At 73.2% G+C, this 22,831-nt stretch carries 16 protein-coding genes; 5 read left to right on the top strand and 11 right to left on the bottom strand.

Translation table 11 applies throughout. The annotated features are described in order from the left end of the window. Positions 1-6: 6 nt before the first annotated feature. The gene (locus ACH4ZX_RS02065) at positions 7-807 is read right to left on the bottom strand and encodes a crotonase/enoyl-CoA hydratase family protein (RefSeq protein ID WP_398266002.1); all 801 of its coding nucleotides are present in this window, start codon (positions 805-807) and stop codon (positions 7-9) included. Between the two features lie 187 nt (positions 808-994). Here ACH4ZX_RS02065 and ACH4ZX_RS02060 point away from each other — a divergent pair, with 187 nt between their 5' ends. From ACH4ZX_RS02060 to paaK, 4 genes are all read left to right on the top strand, one after another. Beyond that, positions 995-2,608 (top strand): acyl-CoA synthetase, encoded by a 1,614-nt coding sequence (locus ACH4ZX_RS02060; protein ID WP_398265999.1) that lies wholly within the window; start codon positions 995-997, stop codon positions 2,606-2,608. 182 nt (positions 2,609-2,790) lie between these two features. Beyond that, positions 2,791-4,803 (top strand): sulfatase, encoded by a 2,013-nt coding sequence (locus ACH4ZX_RS02055; protein ID WP_398265996.1) that lies wholly within the window; start codon positions 2,791-2,793, stop codon positions 4,801-4,803. A 404-nt stretch (positions 4,804-5,207) separates the two neighbouring features. After that, the gene (locus tag ACH4ZX_RS02050) at positions 5,208-5,516 is read left to right on the top strand and encodes a hypothetical protein (protein WP_398265993.1); all 309 of its coding nucleotides are present in this window, start codon (positions 5,208-5,210) and stop codon (positions 5,514-5,516) included. 181 nt (positions 5,517-5,697) lie between these two features. Next, positions 5,698-6,993: a phenylacetate--CoA ligase PaaK gene (gene paaK, locus ACH4ZX_RS02045; protein WP_398265990.1), complete on the top strand. Its 1,296-nt coding sequence runs from the start codon at positions 5,698-5,700 to the stop codon at positions 6,991-6,993. A gap of 123 nt (positions 6,994-7,116) precedes the next feature. Here paaK and ACH4ZX_RS02040 read toward each other — a convergent pair whose 3' ends face one another. The 8 genes from ACH4ZX_RS02040 to ACH4ZX_RS02005 all read right to left on the bottom strand — a co-directional run bounded on the left by ACH4ZX_RS02040 (position 7,117) and on the right by ACH4ZX_RS02005 (position 18,152). After that, complete coding sequence (locus ACH4ZX_RS02040) at positions 7,117-8,613, bottom strand: acyl-CoA synthetase (protein ID WP_398265987.1); 1,497 nt, start codon at positions 8,611-8,613, stop codon at positions 7,117-7,119. A gap of 74 nt (positions 8,614-8,687) precedes the next feature. Continuing rightward, the gene (locus ACH4ZX_RS02035) at positions 8,688-10,277 is read right to left on the bottom strand and encodes an acyl-CoA synthetase (RefSeq protein WP_398265984.1); all 1,590 of its coding nucleotides are present in this window, start codon (positions 10,275-10,277) and stop codon (positions 8,688-8,690) included. Beyond that, the gene (locus tag ACH4ZX_RS02030) at positions 10,274-11,383 is read right to left on the bottom strand and encodes an NAD(P)H-dependent flavin oxidoreductase (protein ID WP_398265981.1); all 1,110 of its coding nucleotides are present in this window, start codon (positions 11,381-11,383) and stop codon (positions 10,274-10,276) included. The genes ACH4ZX_RS02035 and ACH4ZX_RS02030 overlap by 4 nt, the downstream gene beginning before the upstream one ends. Before the next feature lie 305 nt (positions 11,384-11,688). Further along, positions 11,689-13,254 carry a phytoene desaturase family protein gene (locus tag ACH4ZX_RS02025; RefSeq protein WP_398265978.1) on the bottom strand — a complete coding sequence of 522 codons (1,566 nt, stop codon included), beginning with the start codon at positions 13,252-13,254 and terminating at the stop codon, positions 11,689-11,691. A 50-nt stretch (positions 13,255-13,304) separates the two neighbouring features. Continuing rightward, positions 13,305-15,590 carry a tetratricopeptide repeat protein gene (locus tag ACH4ZX_RS02020; protein WP_398265975.1) on the bottom strand — a complete coding sequence of 762 codons (2,286 nt, stop codon included), beginning with the start codon at positions 15,588-15,590 and terminating at the stop codon, positions 13,305-13,307. Positions 15,591-15,652: 62 nt separating this feature from the next. Next, on the bottom strand, positions 15,653-16,498 hold the full coding sequence (locus tag ACH4ZX_RS02015) for an oxygenase MpaB family protein (protein ID WP_398265972.1): 846 nt from the start codon (positions 16,496-16,498) through the stop codon (positions 15,653-15,655). Between the two features lie 9 nt (positions 16,499-16,507). After that, a complete protein-coding gene (locus ACH4ZX_RS02010; RefSeq protein ID WP_398265969.1) occupies positions 16,508-17,686 on the bottom strand; it encodes an acyl-CoA dehydrogenase family protein in 1,179 nt (392 codons plus the stop codon). Between the two features lie 91 nt (positions 17,687-17,777). After that, complete coding sequence (locus ACH4ZX_RS02005; RefSeq protein WP_398265966.1) at positions 17,778-18,152, bottom strand: four-helix bundle copper-binding protein; 375 nt, start codon at positions 18,150-18,152, stop codon at positions 17,778-17,780. 235 nt (positions 18,153-18,387) lie between these two features. On the opposite strand from ACH4ZX_RS02005, the gene ACH4ZX_RS02000 reads away from it, so the two are divergent. Next, positions 18,388-18,753, top strand: coding sequence for a DUF6479 family protein (locus ACH4ZX_RS02000; RefSeq protein WP_398265963.1), 366 nt, complete (start codon positions 18,388-18,390; stop codon positions 18,751-18,753). 339 nt (positions 18,754-19,092) lie between these two features. Here ACH4ZX_RS02000 and ppdK read toward each other — a convergent pair whose 3' ends face one another. Beyond that, positions 19,093-21,780 (bottom strand): pyruvate, phosphate dikinase, encoded by a 2,688-nt coding sequence (gene ppdK, locus ACH4ZX_RS01995; protein ID WP_398265960.1) that lies wholly within the window; start codon positions 21,778-21,780, stop codon positions 19,093-19,095. 9 nt (positions 21,781-21,789) lie between these two features. Beyond that, positions 21,790-22,692, bottom strand: a complete 903-nt coding sequence (locus ACH4ZX_RS01990; protein WP_398265957.1) for a universal stress protein — start codon at positions 22,690-22,692, stop codon at positions 21,790-21,792. Between the last annotated feature and the right edge of the window lie 139 nt (positions 22,693-22,831).

Here is a 22,831-nt window from a genome sequence, read left to right as displayed (position 1 = left end):
CGGTCGTCAGGCGCGTTTGTAGACGGGAGGCCGCTTCTCCGCGAAGGCGCGGGCGCCCTCCTTGGCGTCGGCGGTGTCGAAGACCGGCCAGCCGCAGGCGAGTTCGGCCGCGAGGCCGTCGGTCTCGGTCATGTCCGCGGTCTCGTACACCGACGCCTTGACCGCCTCGACGGCCAGCGGGGCGCAGGCGTTGATCTGCTCGGCGATCTCCAGCGCCTTGTCGAGGGCGGCGCCGTCGGGGACGACATGCCCGATCAGGCCGATGGCGGCGGCCTCGCGGGCGGTGTAGGGGCGGCCGGTGAGCAGCATCTCCAGGGCGTGGGTGCGCGGGATCTGGCGCTGCAGGCGGACCGTGGAGCCGCCGATCGGGAACAGTCCGCGGCGGACCTCGAACAGGCCGAACGTCGCCGACTCGCCCGCGACCCGGATGTCGGTGCCCTGGAGGATCTCGGTGCCGCCCGCCACGCAGTACCCCTCGACGGCGGCGATCACCGGTTTGCGGGGGCGATGGTGGCGCAGCATCGCCTTCCAGTGCAGGTCGGGGTCGGCCTTGAGGCGCTCGCGGTGGTGCTCGCCCGTCATGCCCTGGCCGGCCAGCGCCTTGAGGTCCATGCCGGCGCAGAAGGTGCCGCCGGCGCCGGTGAGCACGATCGAGCGGACCGTGTCGTCCTCGTCCGCCTCCACCCAGCCGTCGTACAGGCCGACGAGCAGGGGCAGCGAGAGCGCGTTCCTCGCCTCGGGCCTGTTGAGCGTGAGCACCAGTGTGGCGCCTTCGCGCCGCACGGTGAGGTGTTCGGTGCCGCCCATTGCCGTCCTCCCGTCTGCGGAACGAGAACAGGTTGCAGGAGTCGGGCGGCCAGTACAAGAGTTTTCTGACACGCAGTCAGATTTCTGCTGCGGGAGCCCTTCACAGTTGCTCCGCCCTTTGCTCTGATGACCGGCGAAGCGATGGACGCGCCTTTCTTCGTCATGCCTGCCGGGGTCAGGAGGAGCGGTGGAGTTCAACCTTGCCGACCTGTTCGAGTCGGTCGTCGACGCGGTCCCCGACCGCGAGGCGCTCGTGTACGTCGACCACCCCGGCACGGGCGCCGAGCGCCGGCTGACCTACGCGGAGCTGGACGCGGCGGCCAACCGGGTCGGCCACCATCTGATCGACAGCGGGATACGTCCCGGCGAGCACCTCGGGCTGCACCTGTACAACGGGGTGGAGTACCTGCAGACGGTGCTGGGCTGCCTCAAGGCGCGCGTCGTACCGGTCAACGTCAACTACCGCTACGTCGAGGAGGAGTTGGCGTACCTCTACCGGGACGCGGATCTGACGGCGCTGGTCTTCGACGCCGAGTTCGAGCACCGGGTGGCCGCGGTCCGGCCGCGGACGGGCGGGCTGCGGCACCTGGTGCGGGTGGGCACCCCGGCGGCCGAGGAGGTGGACGCGGTGCCGTTCACCGGCGCCGAGGCGGCCGGATCGTCGGGCCGGGGCTTTCCGCCGCGCTCCGGCGACGACCAGTTCATCATCTACACCGGCGGCACCACCGGTATGCCCAAGGGGGTGATGTGGCGTCAGGAGGATCTGTTCTTCGCGGGCCTCGGCGGGGGCGCGCCGACCGGTGAGCCGGTGGCGAGGCCGGAGGAGCTGGCCGAACGGGTCGCGGCCGGCGGCAGCGGCATCACCTTCTTCCCGGCGCCCCCGCTGATGCACGGCACGTCCACCCTCACCTCCTTCATCGGCTTCAACTTCGGGCAACGGGTCGTGATCCACCGCAAGTTCGTGCCCGAGGAGGTGCTGCGGACGATCGAGCGGGAGAAGGTCACCAGCGTGTCGCTGGTGGGCGACGCGATGCTGCGGCCGCTGATCGACGCACTGGAGGGGCCCCTGAAGGGCACGGACTGCTCGTCGCTGTTCAGCGTGTCGTCGTCCGGGGCGGTCCTGTCGGACACCGTGCGGCGGCAGTTCCGCGCGCTGGTGCCGAACGCCGTGCTGCTGAACAACTTCGGCTCCTCGGAGTCCGGCTTCAACGGCACGGCGACCGACGACTCCGGCCCGGGCCGCGGCTTCAGGGTCCGCGTCAACTCCCGTACCCAGGTGGTCGATCCGGCGACCCGCGAACCGGTCGCCGTCGGGCAGGTGGGCCGCGTCGCCCAGTGCGGCCACGTACCGCTCGGCTACTACAACGACCCGCGGAAAACCGCCGAGACGTTCTTCGAGAAGGACGGCAGGCGGTGGGTGCTGCTCGGCGACATGGCCACCGTCGACGAGGAGGGCGTCGTCACCGTCCTCGGGCGGGGCTCGCCGTGCATCAACACCGGCGGGGAGAAGGTGTACCCGGAGGAGGTGGAGGAGGCGCTCAAGTCGCATCCGGACGTCTACGACGCGCTGGTGGCCGGGGTGCCGGACGCGCAGTGGGGCAGCCACGTGGCAGCCGTCGTCCAGTTGCGGGCGGGGGCGCGGCGGCCGTCCCTGGAGGACATCCAGACGCACTGCCGCTCCCACCTCGCCGGGTACAAGATCCCGCGCCAGTTGGTGATCACGGAGGCGATACGGCGGTCGCCCAGCGGCAAGGCGGACTACCGGTGGGCCCGGGAGGTGGCGGTGGCGGCGGACCGGTAGGCCGGCCACGGGCGCCGCGGCGGGGCAGGCCGGAGGCCGGGACGGGCGTACTCTTTGCGCGCGGTTGACCCGGGTGTTTGAACGGCGGGTTGCGCGGGGCCGTACGGAGGTTGGCGGCGGCCCGGCCCTGCGGGCCCGGTTCGCCGCGCAGTTCTCGGGCTCCAGCACGGAAGGACCAACGGGTGTCGCACCTCACGCCCCCTCGTCAGCTCCCGCACGCCGACTCCGGCTCCGACACCGACGCCGCCCCGGATCCCGGGACACCGGCGGGCGGCACGGAGGCGGACGCGGAAACCGGCGCCGGCACGGACGCGGACGCGGAAACCGGGGCGCGGGCGGCCGAGCCCGCCGCCGACACGGCGCCCGCCGACAAGGACGTACCGCCCGAGGCCGTCGCACCCGAGGCGGACCCGGCCGCCGCAGACACGGTCACCGAGACCGACCCGGCCGCCGAAGCCGACACGGTCACCGAGACCGAGCCGGCCGCCGGGGCCGGAGCGGCCGCCGAGGCAGCCGGTCCCCGTTCCGTCGCCGGTGACCGCGCCGGGCTGTTCGGGTGGCGGCGCAGGTACCCCCGTACCGCGCGCGGCGTGACCGTCGGGATCACCGTCCTGGCCGCCGTGCTGGTGCTGTCCGCGCTCCTCGTGCCGAACCGGCTCGACCGCCTCACCGTCGAGGCGTTCCTGCGCATCCCCGCCGAGGGCGTCCTCCTGGCCGGTCTGCTGCTGGCGCTGCCGCCGCGGTTCCGGCGTGCCGCGGCGGTCGTCTCGGGGGTGCTGCTCGGCCTGGTCACGGTGGTGAAGTTCATCGACATGGGGTTCTACTCCGTGCTGTCGCGCCCCTTCGACCTGGTCCTCGACTGGATCCTGCTCGACGACGCCGCCGAATGGGTGAAGGAGTCGTTCGGCGGGACCGGCGAGGTGCTGGCGGTCGTCGCGGTGATCGTCCTCGTCGCCGCCGTGCTGGCGCTGACGACGCTCGCCGTCGTACGGCTGACCGACCTGATGGTCCGTCACCGCCCGGCGGCCGCCCGGACCACACTGGTCCTGGGCACGGCGTGGATCACCTGCGTCACCCTCGGCGTGCAGTTCACGGGCGTGCCGGTCGCCTCGAAGATCGACGCCGATCTGGTCGGCAACCGCGTCGAGCAGGTGCGGGCGGGGCTCGCGGACGCGCGGGTCTTCGAGAAGCAGGCCGCCGCCGACGCCTTCGCCGACACCCCGCCCGACCAGCTGCTGACCGGACTGCGGGGCAAGGACGTCCTGTTCACCTTCATCGAGAGCTACGGCCGTACGGCGATCGAGGACCCGGCGATGGCGCCGGACGTCGACGCGGTCCTCGACCGGGGCAGCGCCGACCTGAAGGCGGCCGGGTTCGCCTCGCGCAGCGCCTGGCTGAGGTCACCGGTGTCGGGCGCCGGCAGCTGGCTCGCCCACTCGACGTTCCTGTCCGGTCTGTGGATCAAGAACCAGCAGCGTTACCGCAGCCTGACGACCAGCGACCGCGCGACGCTGACCAGTTACTTCCGCAAGACCGGCGCCTGGCGCACGGTCGGCATCGTGCCGGGGGTGCGCAGGGCGTGGCCGGAGGGGAAGTTCTTCGGGCTCGACCACATCTACGACTCCGAGCACCTCGGCTACCACGGCCCGTACTTCAGCTGGACGCCCGTGCCGGACCAGTTCAGCCTGGAGGCCTTCCAGCGTCTGGAGCACGGGAAGAAGGACCGGGGCCCGATCATGGCGGAGATCATCCTGGCCTCCAGCCACAACCCGTGGGCCCCGATCGCCCACATGATCGACTGGAACGACCTCGGCGACGGCTCGGTCTTCCACCGCATCAAGAAGGAGGGCAAGGATCCCAAGGAGGTCTGGAAGAACCCGGAGAGCGTGCGCACCGAGTACAAGAACGCCATCGAGTACTCGCTGCACAGCCTGACGGAGTGGGTCCAGCGCTACGGCGACGACGACACTGTCCTCGTCTTCCTCGGCGACCACCAGCCCGTCCCGACGGTGACCGCGGGCAACACCAGCAAGGACGTGCCGGTCACCCTGGTCGCCCGCGACCGGAAGGTCCTGGACCGCATCTCCGACTGGGGCTGGACGGACGGACTCCGGCCGGCCCGCGACGCCCCGGAGTGGGGCATGGACACCTTCCGCGACCGATTCCTGACCGCATACGGACCGCACCAGGGGTGAGCCGCGTGCGTCCGGACGGCGGGCGCACACAAGCTTTGGCCAGAACGGAACGGAGAGCAAGATGAGCCGTTTCGGTCCGCCGACGCGCGTCGCGCGCGTAGCGTGGCCGCTGGATCATTCGAGCTGTAAGGATGCGAAATCCGAGTGAATGCTGGATCACACGGTGACCCCCGTGTACAGGCGATTCCCCGCACCGTCTCCGCCATCAATGACGCCCTGCCCGCCGTGCGGCGCGAAGAGTTCCACGCCGCCGTCAGGCGCGCCGGACAAGGCGACGCACTGGATGCGGTGATGACCACATGGTGGCTCGAGGCCATGTTCGAGGCGGTGCCCGAACGGGACCAGCGCCTCGACGACACCGTCGCCGCGGTAGGGCTCGTCGAACTCCCTGAGGCGGAGGACTGATGCGCCCGGTTTCGAAAGGCTGGACCGCGGTCACCCAGGTGACCGCCTCCAAGGTGCTCAGCCAGATGCGTGACGCGGGCTACGTCGACCTCCACGACAACATCGTCCGCTTTCTCCGGGCCCTGGCGCTGGAGGTCGGCAGCGCGGTGGAATCCGCCAACCCGCCTCCGGGCCTGCCCATGACCATTCGCGGAGTCACCTGGTACAGCCTCCCCGTCCCCAACGACCCCGTCTTCTTCAACTACAGCATCTATCCGGAGGAACACCAGATCAGGATCTGTGACCTGATCTGGGTCGCGTCTTTGTGAACGCCTTCGCCGACTTTTCGGCGGCCCGCGCGGGACGCCCCGCGCGGGCGGGCCGGGCGCGTCCAGAAAGTCGTGCCGCACCTCTTGCCCTGGGCCACGGCGTCCTGGATTACTGATCCCGGACAGCGCGACCGAATGATCGGTCGTCCGGAATGGTGCGGTTGGCGAGGGAGAATTCCCCATGGTGGACGCGACGGAGCCGCTGGACGCGGGAGAACGGCTCGACGCTCAGGCGCTGCGCGCGCTGCAACTCCAGCGGCTGCGGGCCTCGCTCCGGCACGCGTACGACCACGTGCCGTTCTACCGGAACTCCTTCGAGAAGGCCGGCGTCCATCCGGACGACTGCCGCTCGCTCGCCGACCTGTCCCGCTTCCCGTTCACCACCAAGGCCGACCTGCGCGAGAACTACCCGTACGGGATGTTCGCCGTCCCCCAGGACCGCATCCGCCGCATCCACGCCTCCAGCGGCACCACCGGACGCCCCACGGTCGTCGGGTACACCGACGGCGACCTGTCCCTGTGGTCGGACATGGTGGCCCGCTCCATCAGGGCGGCCGGCGGGCGGCCCGGCGACAAGGTGCACGTGGCCTACGGGTACGGGCTGTTCACCGGCGGTCTCGGCGCCCACTACGGCGCCGAGCGGCTGGGCTGTACGGTCATCCCCGCGTCCGGCGGCATGACAGCCCGTCAGGTGCAGCTGATCCGGGACCTCGAACCGCAGATCATCATGGTGACGCCCTCGTACATGCTGACCATCCTGGACGAGTTCGAGCGGCAGGGCGTCGATCCGCGGACCACCTCCCTGCGGGTGGGGATCTTCGGCGCGGAGCCGTGGACGGAGCGGATGCGCCAGGAGATCGAGGAGCGGTTCGCGATCGACGCCGTCGACATATACGGGCTGTCGGAGGTCATGGGGCCGGGCGTGGCGCAGGAGTGCCTGGAGACCAAGGACGGCCTGCACATCTGGGAGGACCACTTCTATCCGGAGATCGTCGACCCGATCACCGGGGAGGTGCTCGAGGACGGCGAGGAGGGCGAGCTGGTCTTCACCTCGCTCACCAAGGAGGCGATGCCGGTCGTCCGCTACCGGACGAGGGACCTGACGCGCCTGCTGCCCGGCACCGCCCGGGTGTTCCGGCGGATGGAGAAGGTCACCGGGCGCAGCGACGACATGGTGATCCTGCGTGGGGTGAACCTGTTCCCCACGCAGATCGAGGAGATCGTGCTGCGCACGCCCGGCGTCGCGCCCCACTTCCAGCTGCGGCTGACCCGCGAGGGCCGCCTGGACGCCCTGACGGTACGGGCGGAGGCCCGGCCCGAGGCGGGCCCGGAGTCCCGGGAGGCCGCGGCCGGGGCCATCGCGGCGGCCGTGAAGGACGGCATCGGGGTGTCGGTCGCCGTGGAGATCGTCGAACCGGAGTCGCTGGAGCGGTCGGTGGGCAAGATCCGGCGGATCGTGGACCTGCGGCCGCGGTAGCGCTCCGCTTCGGGGGCCACGAACCGCCGTCGGTCGTCTGCAGGCGGCCGTCCGCCGCCTGCCGTCCGCCGCCTGCCGCGCCGTGGTGGCCGGTCGCGCAGTTCCCCGCGCCCCTCCGGGGCGCTAACCGGCGAAGCGGTCCCGCAGTTCGCGCTTGAGGATCTTGCCGCTGGCGTTGCGGGGCAGCTCCTCCACGAACAGCACCCGCTTGGGCGCCTTGAAGTGGGCGAGTTTCTCCCGGGTGTGGGCGATCAGTTCGTCCTCGGTGGCCTCGGCGCGCGGCACGACGAACGCGGTGACCGCCTCGATCCACGTGTCGTCGGGGAGGCCGACCACGGCCACCTCGGCGACCGCCGGGTGCGTGTACAGGGCGTCCTCGACCTGCCGTGAGGCGACCAGCACCCCGCCGGAGTTGATGACGTCCTTCACCCGGTCGACGATCGTGTAGTAGCCGTGCGCGTCGCGGACCGCCAGGTCCCCGGAGTGGAACCAGCCGTCGCGGAAGGCGGCGGCCGTCTCCTCGGGCTTGTCCCAGTAGCCCTCGCACAGCTGCGGGGAGCGGTAGACGATCTCCCCTGGCGTGCCGTCGGGGACGTCCTTGCCGTCCTCGTCGACCACGCGGGCGTCGACGAACAGCACGGGCCGGCCGCAGGAGTCCATGCGGCCCTTGTGCTCGTCGGGGGCGAGCACGGTGGCCAGCGGGCCGATCTCGCTCTGCCCGAAGCAGTTGTAGAAGGCCAGGCCCGGCAGCCGCTCCCGGAGCCGCTCCAGGACCGGCACCGGCATGATCGAGGCGCCGTAGTACGCCTTGCGCAGGCCGCTGAGGTCGCGGGTGGCGAAGTCGGGGCGGTTGGACAGCCCGATCCACACGGTGGGCGGGGCGAACAGGCTGTCCACGCGGCCCGCCTCGATCAGGTCGAACAGCCGGTCGCCGTCGGGCGCGTCGAGGACGGTGCTGGTGGCGCCGACCGCGAGGTAGGGCAGCAGGAAGACGTGCATCTGCGCCGAGTGGTAGAGCGGGAGCGCGTGCGCGGGACGGTCCCCGGCGCTCAGGTCGAGGGCGGTGATCGCGCTCAGGTACTCGTGCACCAGGGCGCGGTGGGTCATCATCGCGCCCTTGGGCAGGGCGGTCGTCCCCGAGGTGTACAGCAGCTGCACCAGGTCCTCGCTGCGCGGTTCGGGACCGTCGTGGGCGCCGGCCGTGGCCAGCCGGGTCAGCAGGGAGTCGTCGGAGTCGCGCAGGGGCAGCGTGCGGACGTCGCCGCCGAGCCGCGCCGCGAGCCCGGGATCGGTGAGGACCAGGGAGCTGCCGGACTGGCCGAGGAGGTACGCGAGGTCGTCGCCGGTGAGGTTGTGGTTGACCGGCACGTGCACCAGGCCCGCCCGGGCGCAGGCCAGGAAGCCGATGAGGTAGGCGTCGGAGTTGTGGCCGTAGGCGGCGACCCGGTCGCCGGGGGTGAGTCCCTCGCCGAGCAGGACGGTCGCCGCGTGGGAGACGGCGTCGTCGAGTTCGCCGTACGTCCAGGTGCGCTCGCCGTACTCGATCGCGATGCGCGCGGGCGTGCGCCGGGCGCTGCGCCGCAGCACTCCGTCGACCGTGCTGCCGTGTCCCTGAGTCATGGCACATGATCCTCAGGCCGCCGCGGGACGCGGTCAAGACACGCGACCGTGGCCGCGGCGGACGGCGCCGCGTGTCACACCTGGCGGGTGCGTCCCTTCCAGTACGGCTCCCGCAGCCGCCGCTTGTACAGCTTGCCGTTGGGGTCGCGCGGCATCTCGGGGACGAAGTCGACGCTCCTGGGCCGCTTGTAGCCGGCCAGCCGCCCGGCGCAGTGGTCGAGGATCGCGGCGGCGAGGTCCGGGCCGGGCGCGTGTCCGGGGGCCGCTTCCACGACCGCCTTGACCTCCTCGCCCCAGTCGTCGTGCGGGACGCCGAAGACGGCCGCGTCGGCGACGGCGGGGTGGGACAGCAGGACGGACTCGATCTCGGCCGGGTAGATGTTGACCCCGCCCGAGATGATCATGTCGATCTTGCGGTCGCGCAGGAACAGGTAGCCGTCCTCGTCGAGGAGGCCGAGGTCGCCGACGGTGAAGAAGTCGCCGATGCGGCTCCTGCGGGTCTTGTCCTCGTCCTTGTGGTACGAGAAGCCGCCGGTCGTCATCTTCATGTAGACGGTGCCGAGTTCGCCGGGCGGCAGCCGGTTGCCGTCCTCGTCGAAGACCGCGAGTTCGCTGATGGGCCAGGCCCTGCCGACGGCGCCGGGCTTCTTCAGCCAGTCCGCCGCCGTGGCGAAGGCCCCGCCGCCCTCGCTCGCCGCGTAGTACTCCTCCACGCAGGGGCCCCACCAGTCGATCATCGCCCGCTTCACATGGTCGGGGCAGGGCGCGGCGCCGTGGATGGCGTGCCGCATCGACGACACGTCGTAGGAGCGCCGGACCTCCTCCGGGAGCGCGAGCAGGCGGTGGAACTGGGTCGGGACCATGTGGGTGTGGGTGCACCGGTGGGTCTGGATCAGCCGCAGCATCTCCTCCGGCGTCCACTTGTCCATCAGGACGATGCGGTGGCCGATGTGCAGGGACGCGCCGGCGAACTGGAGCACGGCGGTGTGGTAGAGCGGCGAGCAGACCGGGTGGACGTTGCCGTCGAACGGCTTGATGCCGAAGATGCCGAGGAAGCCGCCGAGGTAGGCCTCCTCGGGGGGCTTGCCGGGCAGCGGGCGGCGGATGCCGCGCGGGCGGCCCGTGGTGCCGGAGGTGTAGTTCATGACCCAGCCCATGGTGCGGCCGGCGGGCGGTGACTCCGGCCGTCCGTCGAGGAGTTCGCGGTACGGCCGGAAGCCCTCGGCCTCGCCGACGGCGTACCGGTGCGTGGCCGCGAGTCCCGCCTCGTCGGCGGCGTGGCGGGCGGGGTCCGCGTACCGTTCGTGGGCGATCAGCACCTTGGCGCCGGAGTCGGCGACGATCCAGGCGATCTCGGGGCCGACGAAGTGGTGGTTGACCGGCACCAGGTAGAAGCCGGCCTGGGTGGCGGCCAGGTAGGCGGTGAGGAACTCGACGCCGTTGGGCAGCACGACGGCGAAGGCGTCGCCGCGTTCCAGGCCGGCCTCGCGCAGGCCGTGGACGAGCCGGTTGGCGGCGGCGTGCAGGCGTCCGGCGCTCCACTCCTCGCCGTCGGGGGCGACGAGGACCGTGCGGCCCGGGTCGGCGGCGGCCTGGACCCAGAAACCGGCGGGGGGCGTGCCCTTGGGGGTGCTCCCGGGGCTGCTCTTGGGCGTGCTCGTCATGTGCCGCTCCTTCCGGCGATGCGGTTGACGCGGTCGACGGCCTCCTCGAAGCCGCGGGTGAGGTCGTCGAAGACGGCCTGGACGCTGCGTTCGCTGGTCATCCGGCCGACGATCTGGCCGACGGGCGTGCCCAGCAGCGGCTCGACCTCGTACCTCTGGATGCGGGAGACCGCGTCGGCGACGAGCAGTCCCTGCAGGGGCATCGGCAGGGCGCCGGGCCCTTCGGGGTCGTCCCAGGCGTCGGTCCAGGCGGTGCGGAGCTGACGGGCGGGCTTGCCGGTGAGGGCGCGGGAGCGGACGGTGTCGCCGGAACCGGCGGCGAGCAGCTTCCGGGTGAGTCCGGGCGAGGTGAGGTCGGCCTCGGTGGTGGTCAGCCAGACGGAGCCCAGCCACACGCCCTGGGCGCCGAGGGCGAGGGCGGCGGCCGCCTGCCGTCCGCTGCCGATGCCTCCGGCGGCCAGTACGGGCAGCGGGTCGACGGCGTCCACGACCTCGGGCGTGAGCACCATGGTGGCGATCTCGCCGGTGTGGCCGCCGGCCTCGTAGCCCTGCGCGACGACGACGTCGATGCCGGCCGCCTTGTGCTTGCGGGCGTGCCGGGCGCTGCCCGCGAGCGCGGCGACCAGCACGCCCCGCTCGTGCGCGCGGGCCACGACGTCGGCGGGCGGGGAGCCGAGGGCGTTGGCGAGCAGCCGGATCGGATAGTCGAAGGCGACGTCGAGCTGGGTGCGGGCGACCTGCTCCATCCAGCCCGTGATGCGCCAGCCGGACGCCTCGCCCTCGGGGAACTCGGGGACGCCGTACTTGGCGAGGGTGTCCTCGACGAACTGCCGGTGCGTGTCGGGGATCATCGCCTCGACGTCGGCCTCGGTGACGCCCTCGACCTTCTTCGCGGGCATGACGACGTCCAGCCCGTAGGGCCTGCCGCCGACGTGCGCCTCGATCCAGTCGAGGTCGCGCTTGAGGTCGTCGGGGGCCGTGTAGCGGACCGCCCCGAGCACCCCGAAGCCGCCGGCCCGGCTGATGGCCGCGGCGACGGCGGGGAACGGCGTGAAGCCGAAGACGGCGTGCTCGACTCCCAGTTGGTTGCTCAGCTCCGTCTGCATGAGGCGCAGGATGCCGCAGTCCTCCGGACGACGGAAGACCTTTTCTGATGCTCCGTCAGATTTCTTGCCCCGGAAGCGCCGGAACCTCCGGAACCGCCGGAACTGCCGGAGCCGCCGGTGCCGCCCGGCCCTCCGGCACGGATCGGCCGCTTCGGGCCCGCCTCCCGGCGGCGCCTCCTGCGCGGCGTCCGGGACGGCCCGGGCCCGCGCGTGCGCACATGGACCTGCGGGGCCGTCCCGGCCCGGGAGTGGAGAGCGGGAGTCGCCGTCTCTCAGCGCGGCGAGGACGTCATCGGCTGAAGGGCTCAGTCCTCTCCCGCCTCCAGCACCGCCATGGCCGCGTTGTGCCCCGGTACCCCGCTCACCCCTCCGCCGCGGACCGCGCCCGCGCCGCACAGCAGCACGTTGGCGTGCTGGGTCTCCACGCCCCAGCGACCGGTGTCCTGGTGGGCGTAGGGCCAGGAGAGCTCGCGGTGGAAGATGTTGCCGCCGGGCAGGCGAAGGTCGCGCTCCAGGTCGAGCGGGGTCTTGGCCTCGATGCAGGGACGGCCGTCGGCGTCGGTGGCCAGGCAGTCGGCCAGCGGCTCGGCGAGGTGGGCGTCGAGCTGGGCGAGCGTCGCGCTCAGCAGTTCCTCGCGGACGGCGTCGTTGTCGCGTTCGAACAGCCGCGCCGGGGTGTGCAGGCCGAAGAGGGTGAGGGTCTGCCAGCCCCGTTCGGCGAGGTCCGGGCCGAGGATGGTCGGGTCGGTCAGGGAGTGGCAGTAGATCTCGGAGGGCGGGGCGGCGGGGAGCACGCCGGAGGCGGCCTGGGCGTGGGCGGCGGCGAGCTGCTCGTAGCCCTCGGCGATGTGGAAGGTGCCGGAGAACGCCTCGCGCGGGTCGACGGAGCTGTCGCGCAGTCTCGGCAGCCGCTCCAGCAGCATGTTCACCTTCAGCTGGGCGCCCTCGGCGGGGGCCGGCGGGGTGTCGCCGGTGAGAGCGGCCAGTTCCCGCGGGGAGGCGCCCACGAGGACGTGGCGGGCGGCGGTGACGCCCTCGCCGTCGGCGGTCCGGTGGGTGATCTCCGCCGTGCGGCCGTCCGTGTCGATGCGGACCGCCTCGTGGCCGGTGGCGAGGACGGCGCCCGCCTCGCGCGCCGCGGCGGCCAGGGCGTCGGTCAGGGCGCCCATGCCGCCGACGGGGACGTCCCAGGCGCCGGTGCCGCCGCCGATCACGTGGTAGAGGAAGCAGCGGTTCTGCTTCAGGGAGGGGTCGTGGGCGTCGGCGAAGGTGCCGATGAGGGCGTCGGTGAGGACGACGCCGCGGACCAGGTCGTCGTCGAAGCGGTCCTCGATCGCCACGCCGACGGGCTCCTCGAACAGGGTCCGCCAGGCCTCCTCGTCGTCGACGCGGCGGCGCAGCTCCTCGCGGGTGGGGAGCGGCTCGGTGAGCGTGGGGAAGACCCGTTCGGCGACGCGGCCGGTCATGCCGTAGAAGCGCTGCCAGGCCAGGTACTCGCGGTCGGAGCCGGTGAGCCGGGCGAAGGCCTCCCGGGTGCGCTGCTCGCCGCCGCCCACGAGCAGCCCGGTGGGCCGCCCGTCGCGCTCGGCGGGGGTGTACGACGAGACGGTGCGGGCGCGGACCCGGAAGTCCAGGCCGAGGTCGCGCACGATCTTCCGTGGGAGCAGGCTGACCAGGTAGGAGTAGCGCGACAGCCGGGCGTCGACGCCGGCGAAGGGCCGTGTGGAGACCGCCGCGCCGCCGGTGCTCGCCAGCCGCTCCAGCACCAGGACGGACCGTCCCGCGCGGGCCAGGTAGGCGGCGGCGACCAGGCCGTTGTGTCCGCCGCCGACGATCACGACGTCGTAGGCGCGTTGCTCGTGTGCGGTCATGGTCCTTGGTAGCACGCGGTGATCCGGATCGGCCAGGGCGCGCCCCGGGCTCACCGGCCCGGGGCGGCCCCCCGCTGCCGCAGCGCCGCCGCCCTGCGGTACAGCTCGGCCGCCTCCGCGCCCCGGCCGAGCTGTTGCAGGCAGTGGGCCTCGTCGTGGCGGCTGGCGAGCGTGTCGGGGTGGTCGGCGCCCAGGACGCGTTCGCGGGCCGCGGCCACCCGGCGGTACTCGCCCAGCGCGTCCGCCCAGCGGCCCAGCCAGCCCAGCCCCACGGCGACCTCCCGGCGGCTGACCAGGGTGTCCGGGTGGTCGGGGCCCAGCACCCGCTCGCGGACGGCGGCCACGTCGCGGGCCTCGGCGAGGGCCTCCTCCCAGCGGCCCAGGCGGCCGAGGTTGACGCCCAGGCCGTGGCGGGCGCGCAGGGTCTCGGGGTGGGCGGGGCCCTGGACACGGGCGCGGTCGGCGATCAGGGCGCGGTAGAGCGTCAGCGCCTCGGCGGCGCGGCCGAGGCCGATGCCGGCCTCGTGGCGGGCGGCGAGGGTGTCCGGGTGGTCCGGGCCCAGGATGCGGGCGCGGGCGGCGGCGACCTCGCGGTAGGTCCACACGGCCTCCGTCCAGCGGCCCAGTCGGCCGAGCGCGTAGGCGACCTCGTAACGGGTGACGAGGGTGTCGGGGTGGTCGGGGCCGAGCACGCGGGCGCGGGCGGCGGCCACGTCGAGAGCCGTGCGGTAGGAGTCCCGGAGGCGGCCGAGCCGGCTGAGGTTGACGGCGAGGTTGTGGCGGCAGCGCAGGGTGTCCGGGTGGTCGGCGCCCAGCACCCGTTCGCGGGCGGCGAGCACCGACAGGTACACCTGGTGGGCGTCGCTGTGACGAGCCAACTGGCCCAGCACGTACGCCATTTCCTGACGGACGGCGAGGGTGTCGGGGTGGTCGGGGCCCAGCGCCCGGGTCCGGGCGGCGGCGACGTGTTTGTAGGCGCGCAGGGCCTCGGCGGCGCGGCCGAGGCGGCTGAGGGCGAAGGCGGCCTGGTAGCGGCTGGCGAGCGTGTCGGGGTGGTCGGGGCCCAGCAGGCGGGCGCGCTCGGCGGCCACCGCCCGGTGCAGCTCGCCCGCCTCCTCCCACCGGCCGAGCCGCCCGAGGACCAGCCCGGCGTCGTGCCGTCCGGCCAGCTCGGTGAGCACGCGCGCGGACGATGCCGGCGGGAGCACGCGCGCGGACGGCGCCGGCGGGAGCGTGCGCCCGGACGACGCCCGCGGGAGCTGCGGCGGGGGTCCGCCGGCGCCGGCCGCGGCGGGCCGGGGGATCCACTCGCCGGTGAGGGCGGCCCCGGCGTCCGGCGGGGCGGTGCGCGGTCCGGCGCCGACGGCCTTGTGGCCGCCTGTCATGGAGCGGGTCCAGGACGGCAGGCGCGGCTCGCGGGAGGGGACCGGCCCGGGCGGGCGGAGCACCGGATGCGGGGTCACCACGGTCGGCGGGTACGCCGGGGCGGTGCGCCCCAGGGTGATGCGGCGGCCCACCTCGCGGGCGTCGGCCGGGCGTTGCTCGGGGCGCTTGGCCAGCAGGTCCAGGATGATCGTCTCGAGGTAGGCGGGGAGTTCGGCACGCGTGCTGCGGGGCGGGCGGGGCGGGGTGTCGCGGTGGCCGATGAGGATGCCCCACGCGTCGTCGAGGTCGAACGGCGGCGCCCCGGTGGCGATCTCGTACAGGACGCAGCCCAGCGAGTACAGGTCGCTGCGCCGGTCGACCTCGGTGCCGCCGATCTGCTCCGGCGACATGTAGTGCGGCGTGCCCATGGCGACGCCCGTGCCGGTGAGCCGGGCGGTGAAGCCGATGTCATGGCCCAGGCGGGCGATGCCGAAGTCGCAGATCTTCACCGTGCCGTCGGTGAGCCGCATGATGTTCGCGGGTTTCAGGTCGCGGTGCACGATGTCCTGCTCGTGGGTGTAGGCGAGGGCCGCGGCGACCTGCTCGGCGATGTCGACGACGTCGGGCACGGCCAGCGGGTGGTGCCCGTTGTCCTCGAGGAGCTGGCAGAGGTTGCGGCCGTGCAGGAGTTCCATGACCAGGAACAGGACGCCGTCGGCCTCGCCGAAGTCGTGGACGACGGTCACCCCGCGGTGCTGGAGGGCGGCGGCCACCCGGGCCTCGCGGCGGAAGCGCTCGCGCAGCATGCGGGTGAAGGAGCGGTCGCGGTGCGGCCCGAGCGGCTTGAGGCACTTGACGGCGACCTGCCGGCCGAGCGACTCGTCCCGCGCGCGCCACACCTCGCCCATGCCGCCCCGCCCGATCAGCTCGAGCAGCCGGTACCGGCCCTGGATGAGTCTGCTGTCCCCCATCGCCCGCGATCGCCCCCGTCGCTGGTCGCCCCGCCCTCCCCCGGCCCGTCCAGTATGACGATTTATGGGCCGACTTTGTACGGTGCGGGACGGGAGCCGGGACCGAGCCGTGACATGGCGCGGACGATGTGTTTGGGCGGGAGTTGCCAGCGCAGTCCTGCGGGAACCGAGCGCAGCAGGGTGCCCGTGGCGCGCAGCCGGCGGGTCACGGTGGCGGGCGCGGGGGCCTTTCTGCCGTACAGCTCGTGGGCGTACGGGGGCAGGGATGCGTACGCCAGGTGCGCCACGCGCCGCCACAGCACCTCGCGCGCCGGGACGAGGAGGGGGTGCGTCGGCGGGCGGAGCAGGAAGTCGTCCACCGCGCGGGCGTCGGCTCCGGCCGCGAGGTGCGGGCGCGCCCGCTCGAAGTAGGCGGCCAGCTCCGCGCGGCTCGCGGGCACGGCGTCGGGGTCGAGGCCCACCAGGCGGGCGCTGGTGCGCTGTTCGGCGAGGTAGCGGTCGGCGGCGCGGTCGCCCATCGGGTAGCCGGAACGGCGCACCACGTGCAGATAGGAGTCGATCTCGGCGCAGTGCACCCACAGCAGCAGGTCGGGGTCGTCGACGCCGTAGCGCTCACCGGTCTCGGGGTCGGTCGCCTTCAGCAGGCTGTGGATCTTCCGCACCCGGGCGCCCGCGCGTTCGGCCTCCTCGGTGGTGCCGTAGGTGGTGGTGCCGACGAAGTCGGCGGTGCGCAGCAGGCGCCCCCAGGCGTCCTGGCGGAAGTCGGAGTTCTCCATGACGCCGCGGACGGCGCGCGGGTGCAGCGCCTGGAGGTAGAGGGCGCGGATGCCGGCGACCCACATCATGGGGTCGCCGTGCATCTGCCAGGTGACGGATGCCGGACCGAACAGCCCCGGGTCGGGTGACATACCGTCAGGCTAACGCCGGACGCGCGGCATCCCCAGACCGAGCCAGGAGATGATCTCCCGCTGGATCTCGTTGTTGCCGCCGCCGAAGGTGAAGATGACCGCGGAGCGGTAGCCGCGTTCCAGTTCGCCCCGGAGCACCGCGCCCGCCGAGCCCTCCTTCAGGGCGCCCGCCGCGCCGACGATCTCCAGCAGCCAGGCGTAGGCGTCCCGGCGGGCCTCGGTGCCGTAGACCTTGACCGCGGAGGCGTCCTGCGGGGTGAGGCTGCCGTCCTGCACGGCGCCGACCATCCGCCAGTTCAGCAGCTTCAGTGCCTCCAGCCTGGTGTGGGTCTGCGCGAGCTTGCGGCGGACCCAGGCCAGGTCGATCACCCGGCGGCCGTCGGCGAGTCTGGTCTCCGTCGCCCAGCGCTGGACGTCGTGCAGGGCGCGGACGGCCATGGTGCCGTGCGCGGCCAGGGTGACCCGTTCGTGGTTGAGCTGGTTGGTGATCAGCCGCCAGCCCTGGTTCTCGGCGCCGACGCGGCGGGAGACGGGCACCCGGACGTTCTCGTAGTGGCTCGCCGTGGTGTCGTGCCCGGCGAGGGTGTGGATGAGGGTGCAGGAGTAGCCGGGGTCGGTGGTCGGCACCAGCAGCATGGTGATGCCCTTGTGCGGCGGGGCGTCCGGGTCGGTGCGGGTGGCCAGCCACACCCAGTCCGCGGTGTCGCCGTTGGTGGTCCAGATCTTCTGGCCGTCGACGACGTACTCTCCCCCGTCGCGCACCGCGCGGGTCCGGAGGGAGGCCAGGTCGGTGCCGGCGCCGGGCTCGCTGTAGCCGATCGCGAAGTCGATCTCGCCGGACAGGATCCGGGGCAGGAAGTAGGCCTTCTGCTCGTCCGTGCCGAACTGCATGATCGTCGGGCCGACCGTGTTGAGCGCCATCAGCGGCAGCGGCACGCCCGCCTGGGCCGCCTCGTCGAAGAAGATGAACTGCTCCATCGCCGTCAGCCCGCGCCCGCCGTACTCCTCCGGCCAGCCCACGCCGAGCCAGCCGTCCGCGCCCAGGCGCCGGACGGTGTCGCGGTAGAAGCGCTTCTGGGCGGCGGCGTCACCGTGGCGCGCGGAGGCGTCGTCCGGCATCAGGCCGGCGAAGTAGGCGCGCAGTTCGGTGCGCAGCCGCTGCTGCTCGGGCGTGTATGCGAGGTGCACGGCGCCTCCAGGCTTCCCAGGCCGGTACTGACGGCGCACACCGTAGAACGTGTTCCAGAAATTGGGAATGGCGGTGCCGCTCCGGGCGGGGTCAGTTCAGCACCGTGAGGAACTCGGTGCACGCCCGGGCGCAGTCCCGGCAGGCCTGCGCGCTCTCCTCGGCGCCCGGGACGACGTCGAAGACGTGGGCGCACTCCAGGCACACCGTGCGGCACCACTCCACCTGGATGCGCATGCCGGCCTCGTCCAGGCCGTTCTGCTCGGACAGCGCGCGGCAGGTGGCGTCGCACACCTCCGCGCACAGGATGCCCTTGCGGCGTACTTTCTCCTGCTCCTCCGTTCCGTCCGGATCCACCAGGCCGGCGCGCAGCGCGCAGGCCCGCGCGCACTCGGTGCACGCCTGGGCGCAGGCGAAGCGGTCCTCCAGGAACCGGAAGAGCTCCTGCTGGGATGTCGTCGAAGTCACGCGGTCCGGGTAGCCGGTGCGGATGCCGTCAAACCGGCGTGGTGCGGGCCCGCGCGGGTTCTTCCGGTCCGCCGCAGGGCACTCGTGTCCCCTGGGCGGACCTCGGCTCGACGGAGCGGACCTTGGCTCGACGGAGGTGGAAGCGATGCCGGGTGGTTCACGGCGCGCTGAAGCACATGTACCCGTCGGGCGAGGTGAGCAGGTTCATGCCGGGGACCGGGGGTACCCGCGCGCCATGAACAGCGCATCGATGGACATCGCCGCGGGCAGCGGCGCACTGGCGGCCGGGCTGGTCGTGGCGGCGGTGGCTCTCGTCGCCCTGCTGATCGGCGCCTTCTGGATGGGGAGCCGCATTCGGCGCCGTGAGCCGGGGCCCCCTCATCCCGCCGAGCAGCCGCGGATCCCCGAGGAGGGGCCGGTCCGCGAGGTGCGGGAGCACCGGGAGCCCGACGAGGTGCCCCGCGGCGACCGCCGGCTCACCCCGCACGAGATGCCGGGCCACGGCAACTCCCCGACGCGGACCGGTACAGCGCGGGAGCGGCCCCGCTGGAGCGGGGGGAGCAGCGGCTCCTTCGGCAGCGGGGGGCCTGGCGGCGGCTGACCATCGGGTGCGGCGGCGTTGGGGCTGGTCGCGCAGTTCCCCGCGCCCCTTCAGGGGGCTGCCGGACCACGGCCGACAAGTCCCGGCGCGGGATGCCGGCCATCGGGTGCGGCAGCGTTGGGGCTGGTCGCGCAGTTCCCCGCGCCCCTTCAGGGGGCTGCCGGACCACGGCCGACAAGTCTCGGCGCGGGATGCCGGCCATCGGGTGCGGCAGCGTTGGGGCTGGTCGCGCAGTTCCCCGCGCCCCCTTGGGGCGCTGCCGCAGCCGGGGAGTAGTTCCTGGGGCCCTACTGGGCGCGAGGGTGGCCTCGCGCCCAGTGTGTTGCCGGTGGGTGGTTCTCAGCGGGTGTCGCTGGTCTTGGTGGTTTCGGTCAGGGTCGCGCGTCCCGCTTCCAGGCGGGCGGCCGGGATGCGGAACGGGGAGCAGGAGACGTAGTCCAGACCCGCACGGTGGAAGAAGTGGATGGAGTCCGGGTCTCCGCCGTGCTCACCGCACACGCCCGTCTGCAGGCCGGGGTTGACCGCCCGGCCGGCCTCGACGGCGATCTCGACGAGCCGTCCGACGCCCTCCTGGTCGATCGTCTCGAACGGCGACACCTCGAAGACGCCCTTCTCCAGGTACAGCGGGAAGAAGGAGGCCTCCGCGTCGTCCCGGGACAGGCCCCAGGTCGTCTGGGTGAGGTCGTTGGTGCCGAAGGAGAAGAAGTCGGCGGTCGCGGCGATCTTCCCGGCGGTGAGCGCCGCCCTGGGCAGCTCGATCATCGTGCCGATCGGGCAGTCCAGCTCGGTGCCGGTCTCGGCGGCGACCTCGGCGAGGACGCGCTCCGCCTCGGCGCGGGCCAGCCGCAGTTCCTCGACCGTCCCGACCAGCGGGATCATGATCTCGGCCTTCGGGTCACCGCCCGCGCGCAGCCGCGCGGTCGCGGCCTCGGCGACGGCCCGCACCTGCATGGCCATCAGGCCCGGCACCACCAGCCCCAGCCGCACGCCGCGCAGGCCCAGCATCGGGTTCTGCTCGTGCATGCGCTCGACGGCGGCGAGCAGCTCGCGGTCGCGCGGGTCGGGGTGCTCGGCCTCGGCCAGGCGGACGGCCAGTTCCATGCGGTCGGGCAGGAACTCGTGCAGCGGCGGGTCGAGCAGCCGGATCGTCACCGGCAGCCCGTCCATCGCCTCGAGGATCTTCGTGAAGTCCTCGCGCTGCAGCGGCAGCAGCGCCGCGAGGGCCTCCTCGCGGGCGGTGTCCTCACGGGCCAGGATCATCGCCTCGACCAGTGCCCGGCGCTCGCCGAGGAACATGTGCTCGGTGCGGCACAGCCCGATGCCCTGCGCGCCGAGGCTGCGGGCGCGTACGGCGTCCTCGGGGGTGTCGGCGTTGGCCCGCACCTGGAGGCGGCGCACCGAGTCGGCGTGCGCGAGCGCGCCGAGCACCGCTTCGGTCAGCGGGCCCTCGGCCGCCTCGGTCTCCAGCGCGCGGCCGACCTCGGACGCGGTGAGCGGCAGTTCGCCGAGGTGCACGGTGCCCGCGGTGCCGTCGACGGAGACGACGTCGCCCTCGTCGACGACGGTGCCGGTCTCGGTGGTGAAGCGGCGTGCGACCGTGTCGACGGCGAGGGCCTCGGCGCCGCACACGCACACCTTGCCCATGCCGCGCGCGACGACGGCGGCGTGGCTGGTCTTGCCGCCCCGGCTGGTGAGCACCGCCTGCGCGGCGATCATGCCGGGCAGGTCGTCGGGCGTGGTCTCCCGGCGGACCAGCACCACCTGCTCGCCGGCCGCGGCACGGCGTACCGCCTCGGCGGAGTCGAAGACGACGGCTCCCACCGCGGCGCCCGGCGAGGCGGGCACGCCGTGGGCGAGGGGCACGTCGTCCGACGTGGTGCGGAAGCGGGGGAACATCAGCCGGGTCAGTTCGGCGCCGCTGACGCGGACCAGTGCCTCGTCCTCGGTGACGGTGCCCTCCTCGCGCAGGTCGTGCGCGATGCGGAAGGCGGCCTCGGCGGTGCGCTTGCCGACGCGGGTCTGCAGGATCCACAGCTTGCCGCGCTCGACGGTGAACTCGACGTCGCACAGGTCGCGGTAGTGGTTCTCCAGGGTGCGCAGGTGGTCGACGAGCTCGTCGTAGACGCGCCCGTTCAGCTTCTTCAGCTCGCTCAGCGGCAGGGCGTCGCGCACGCCGGCGACGACGTCCTCGCCCTGCGCGTCGGGCAGGTAGTCGCCGTACACCCCGCGTTCGCCGGTGGCGGGGTCGCGGGTGAAGGCGACGCCGGTGCCGGAGTCGGCACCGAGGTTGCCGAACACCATCGCCTGGACGTTGACGGCGGTGCCGAGGTCCTCGGAGATGTGCTCGCGCTGGCGGTAGACGCGGGCGCGCTCGGTGTTCCAGGAGTCGAAGACGGCGCGGATGGCGCGGGAGAGCTGCTCGGCCGGGTCCTGCGGGAAGTCCTCGCCGGTCTCCTTGCGGATGATCGCCTTGAACTCCTCGGTGAGTTCGGCGAGCTCACCGGCGTCCAGCAGGTGGTCGTCGGCGACCGCGCGCCGGGTCTTGTGCGCGGTGAGGGCCTGTTCGAACAGGTCGCCGTCCACACCCATCACGGTGTGGCCGAACATCTGCACGAGCCGGCGGTAGGAGTCCCAGGCGAAGCGCTCCTGGCCGGACGCCTTGGCGATCCCGGCGACGGACTCGTCGTTGAGGCCGATGTCGAGGATGGTCTCCATCATGCCGGGCATCGAGAAGCGGGCGCCCGAGCGCACGGACACCAGGAGGGGGTCGTCGGGTGCGCCGAGGGTGCGCCCCATGGCCTGCTCCAGGCCGGCCAGCGCCTGGGCGGCCTCGACCGTGAGTTCGGGCGGCTCCTCGCCGGTCTTCAGGTAGACCGTGCAGGCGTCGGTGGTGACGGTGAATCCGGGCGGGACGGGCAGTCCGATCCGCGTCATCTCGGCGAGTCCGGCGCCCTTGCCACCGAGCAGGGCGGCCATGTCGCGACCGCCCTCGGCGAATGCGTACACGTACTTCATCGGCTTGCTCATGGAGCCCTCTCAGAAATGGGGCACGACGGCCACGGGGCAGCCGACGTGGTGGATGGCGGCGTGGGCGACGGGGCCGGTCCGCGGACCCGTCGGGCGTTCGGTGGCGTGGTGGCCGACGACGAGCAGGCTCGCGCCGGAGGCGGCCCGCACCAGCACGGACTGCGCGCGGCCCTCGGTCACGGTCTCGACGACCTCGACATCGGGGTACTTCTCGCGCCAGACCTGCAGGACGGCGGTCAGGAAGCCGAGCCATTCCGCCGCCTGCTGCACCCCGCCCAGCAGGCCCGTCTCCGCCGGGCCCAGCCCGATCGGGGAGGGCTGCTGCCAGGCGTGCACGACCCTGAGGCGCGCGGCGCGCGACCGGGCCGCCTCGAAGGCGAACTCGATCACCTCGTCGCAGGCGTCGCCGAGGTCGACGCCCAGCACGACGTCCCGGTAGCCGGTCCGGGTGGACGGGCCCCCGTCGTCGTCGGGAAGGTGCTCGTCGGCGGCGTCCTCGCCGGCCCGGACGAGGACGACGGGCGTCTCGGACCGCGCCACCACGCCCAGGGCGACGGAGCCGACCAGGAACCCGGTGAAGCCGCTCAGCCCGCGCGAGCCCAGCACGATCAGCTCGGCCTCCTGGGACGCCTTCAGCAGGGCGGCGGTCGCGGGGCCCTCCGTCTGCTCCTCCTCCACCCGCAGGCCGGGGCAGGCGGGGCGGATCCGGTCCTCCGCCTCCCGCAGGACACGGCGGGCCAGATGCCGCTGCGCGGCGCCGGCGGGATCGCCGCCGTCCGGGCGGGGGCGCCAGTTCCTTGCGTGCACCAGGCGCAGCGGCCGGCCCCGGCGTACGGCCTCGCGGGCCGCCCACTCGGCGGCGGCGAGGCTCTCGGCCGATCCGTCGACTCCGGCGATCACGGGGGGAAGCATGTGCGCACCTCCTGCGCTCGGCGAGCTCCTCCATGCCAGCGTCGGCCCGCGGCCGGGCGTCAGGTATGGGCCGCCAGGGCTCGAAGCGGGACCGTTCGGCCCCTGAGGGGCACGGCCGGTCAGCGGCCAATGTGGAATT

The organism is Streptomyces sp. NPDC020490, from assembly GCF_044335305.1.
GTDB lineage: Bacteria > Actinomycetota > Actinomycetes > Streptomycetales > Streptomycetaceae > Streptomyces.
Note: the sequence above shows the minus strand (reverse complement) of the source record. Positions and strands in the feature narration are given on the sequence as shown.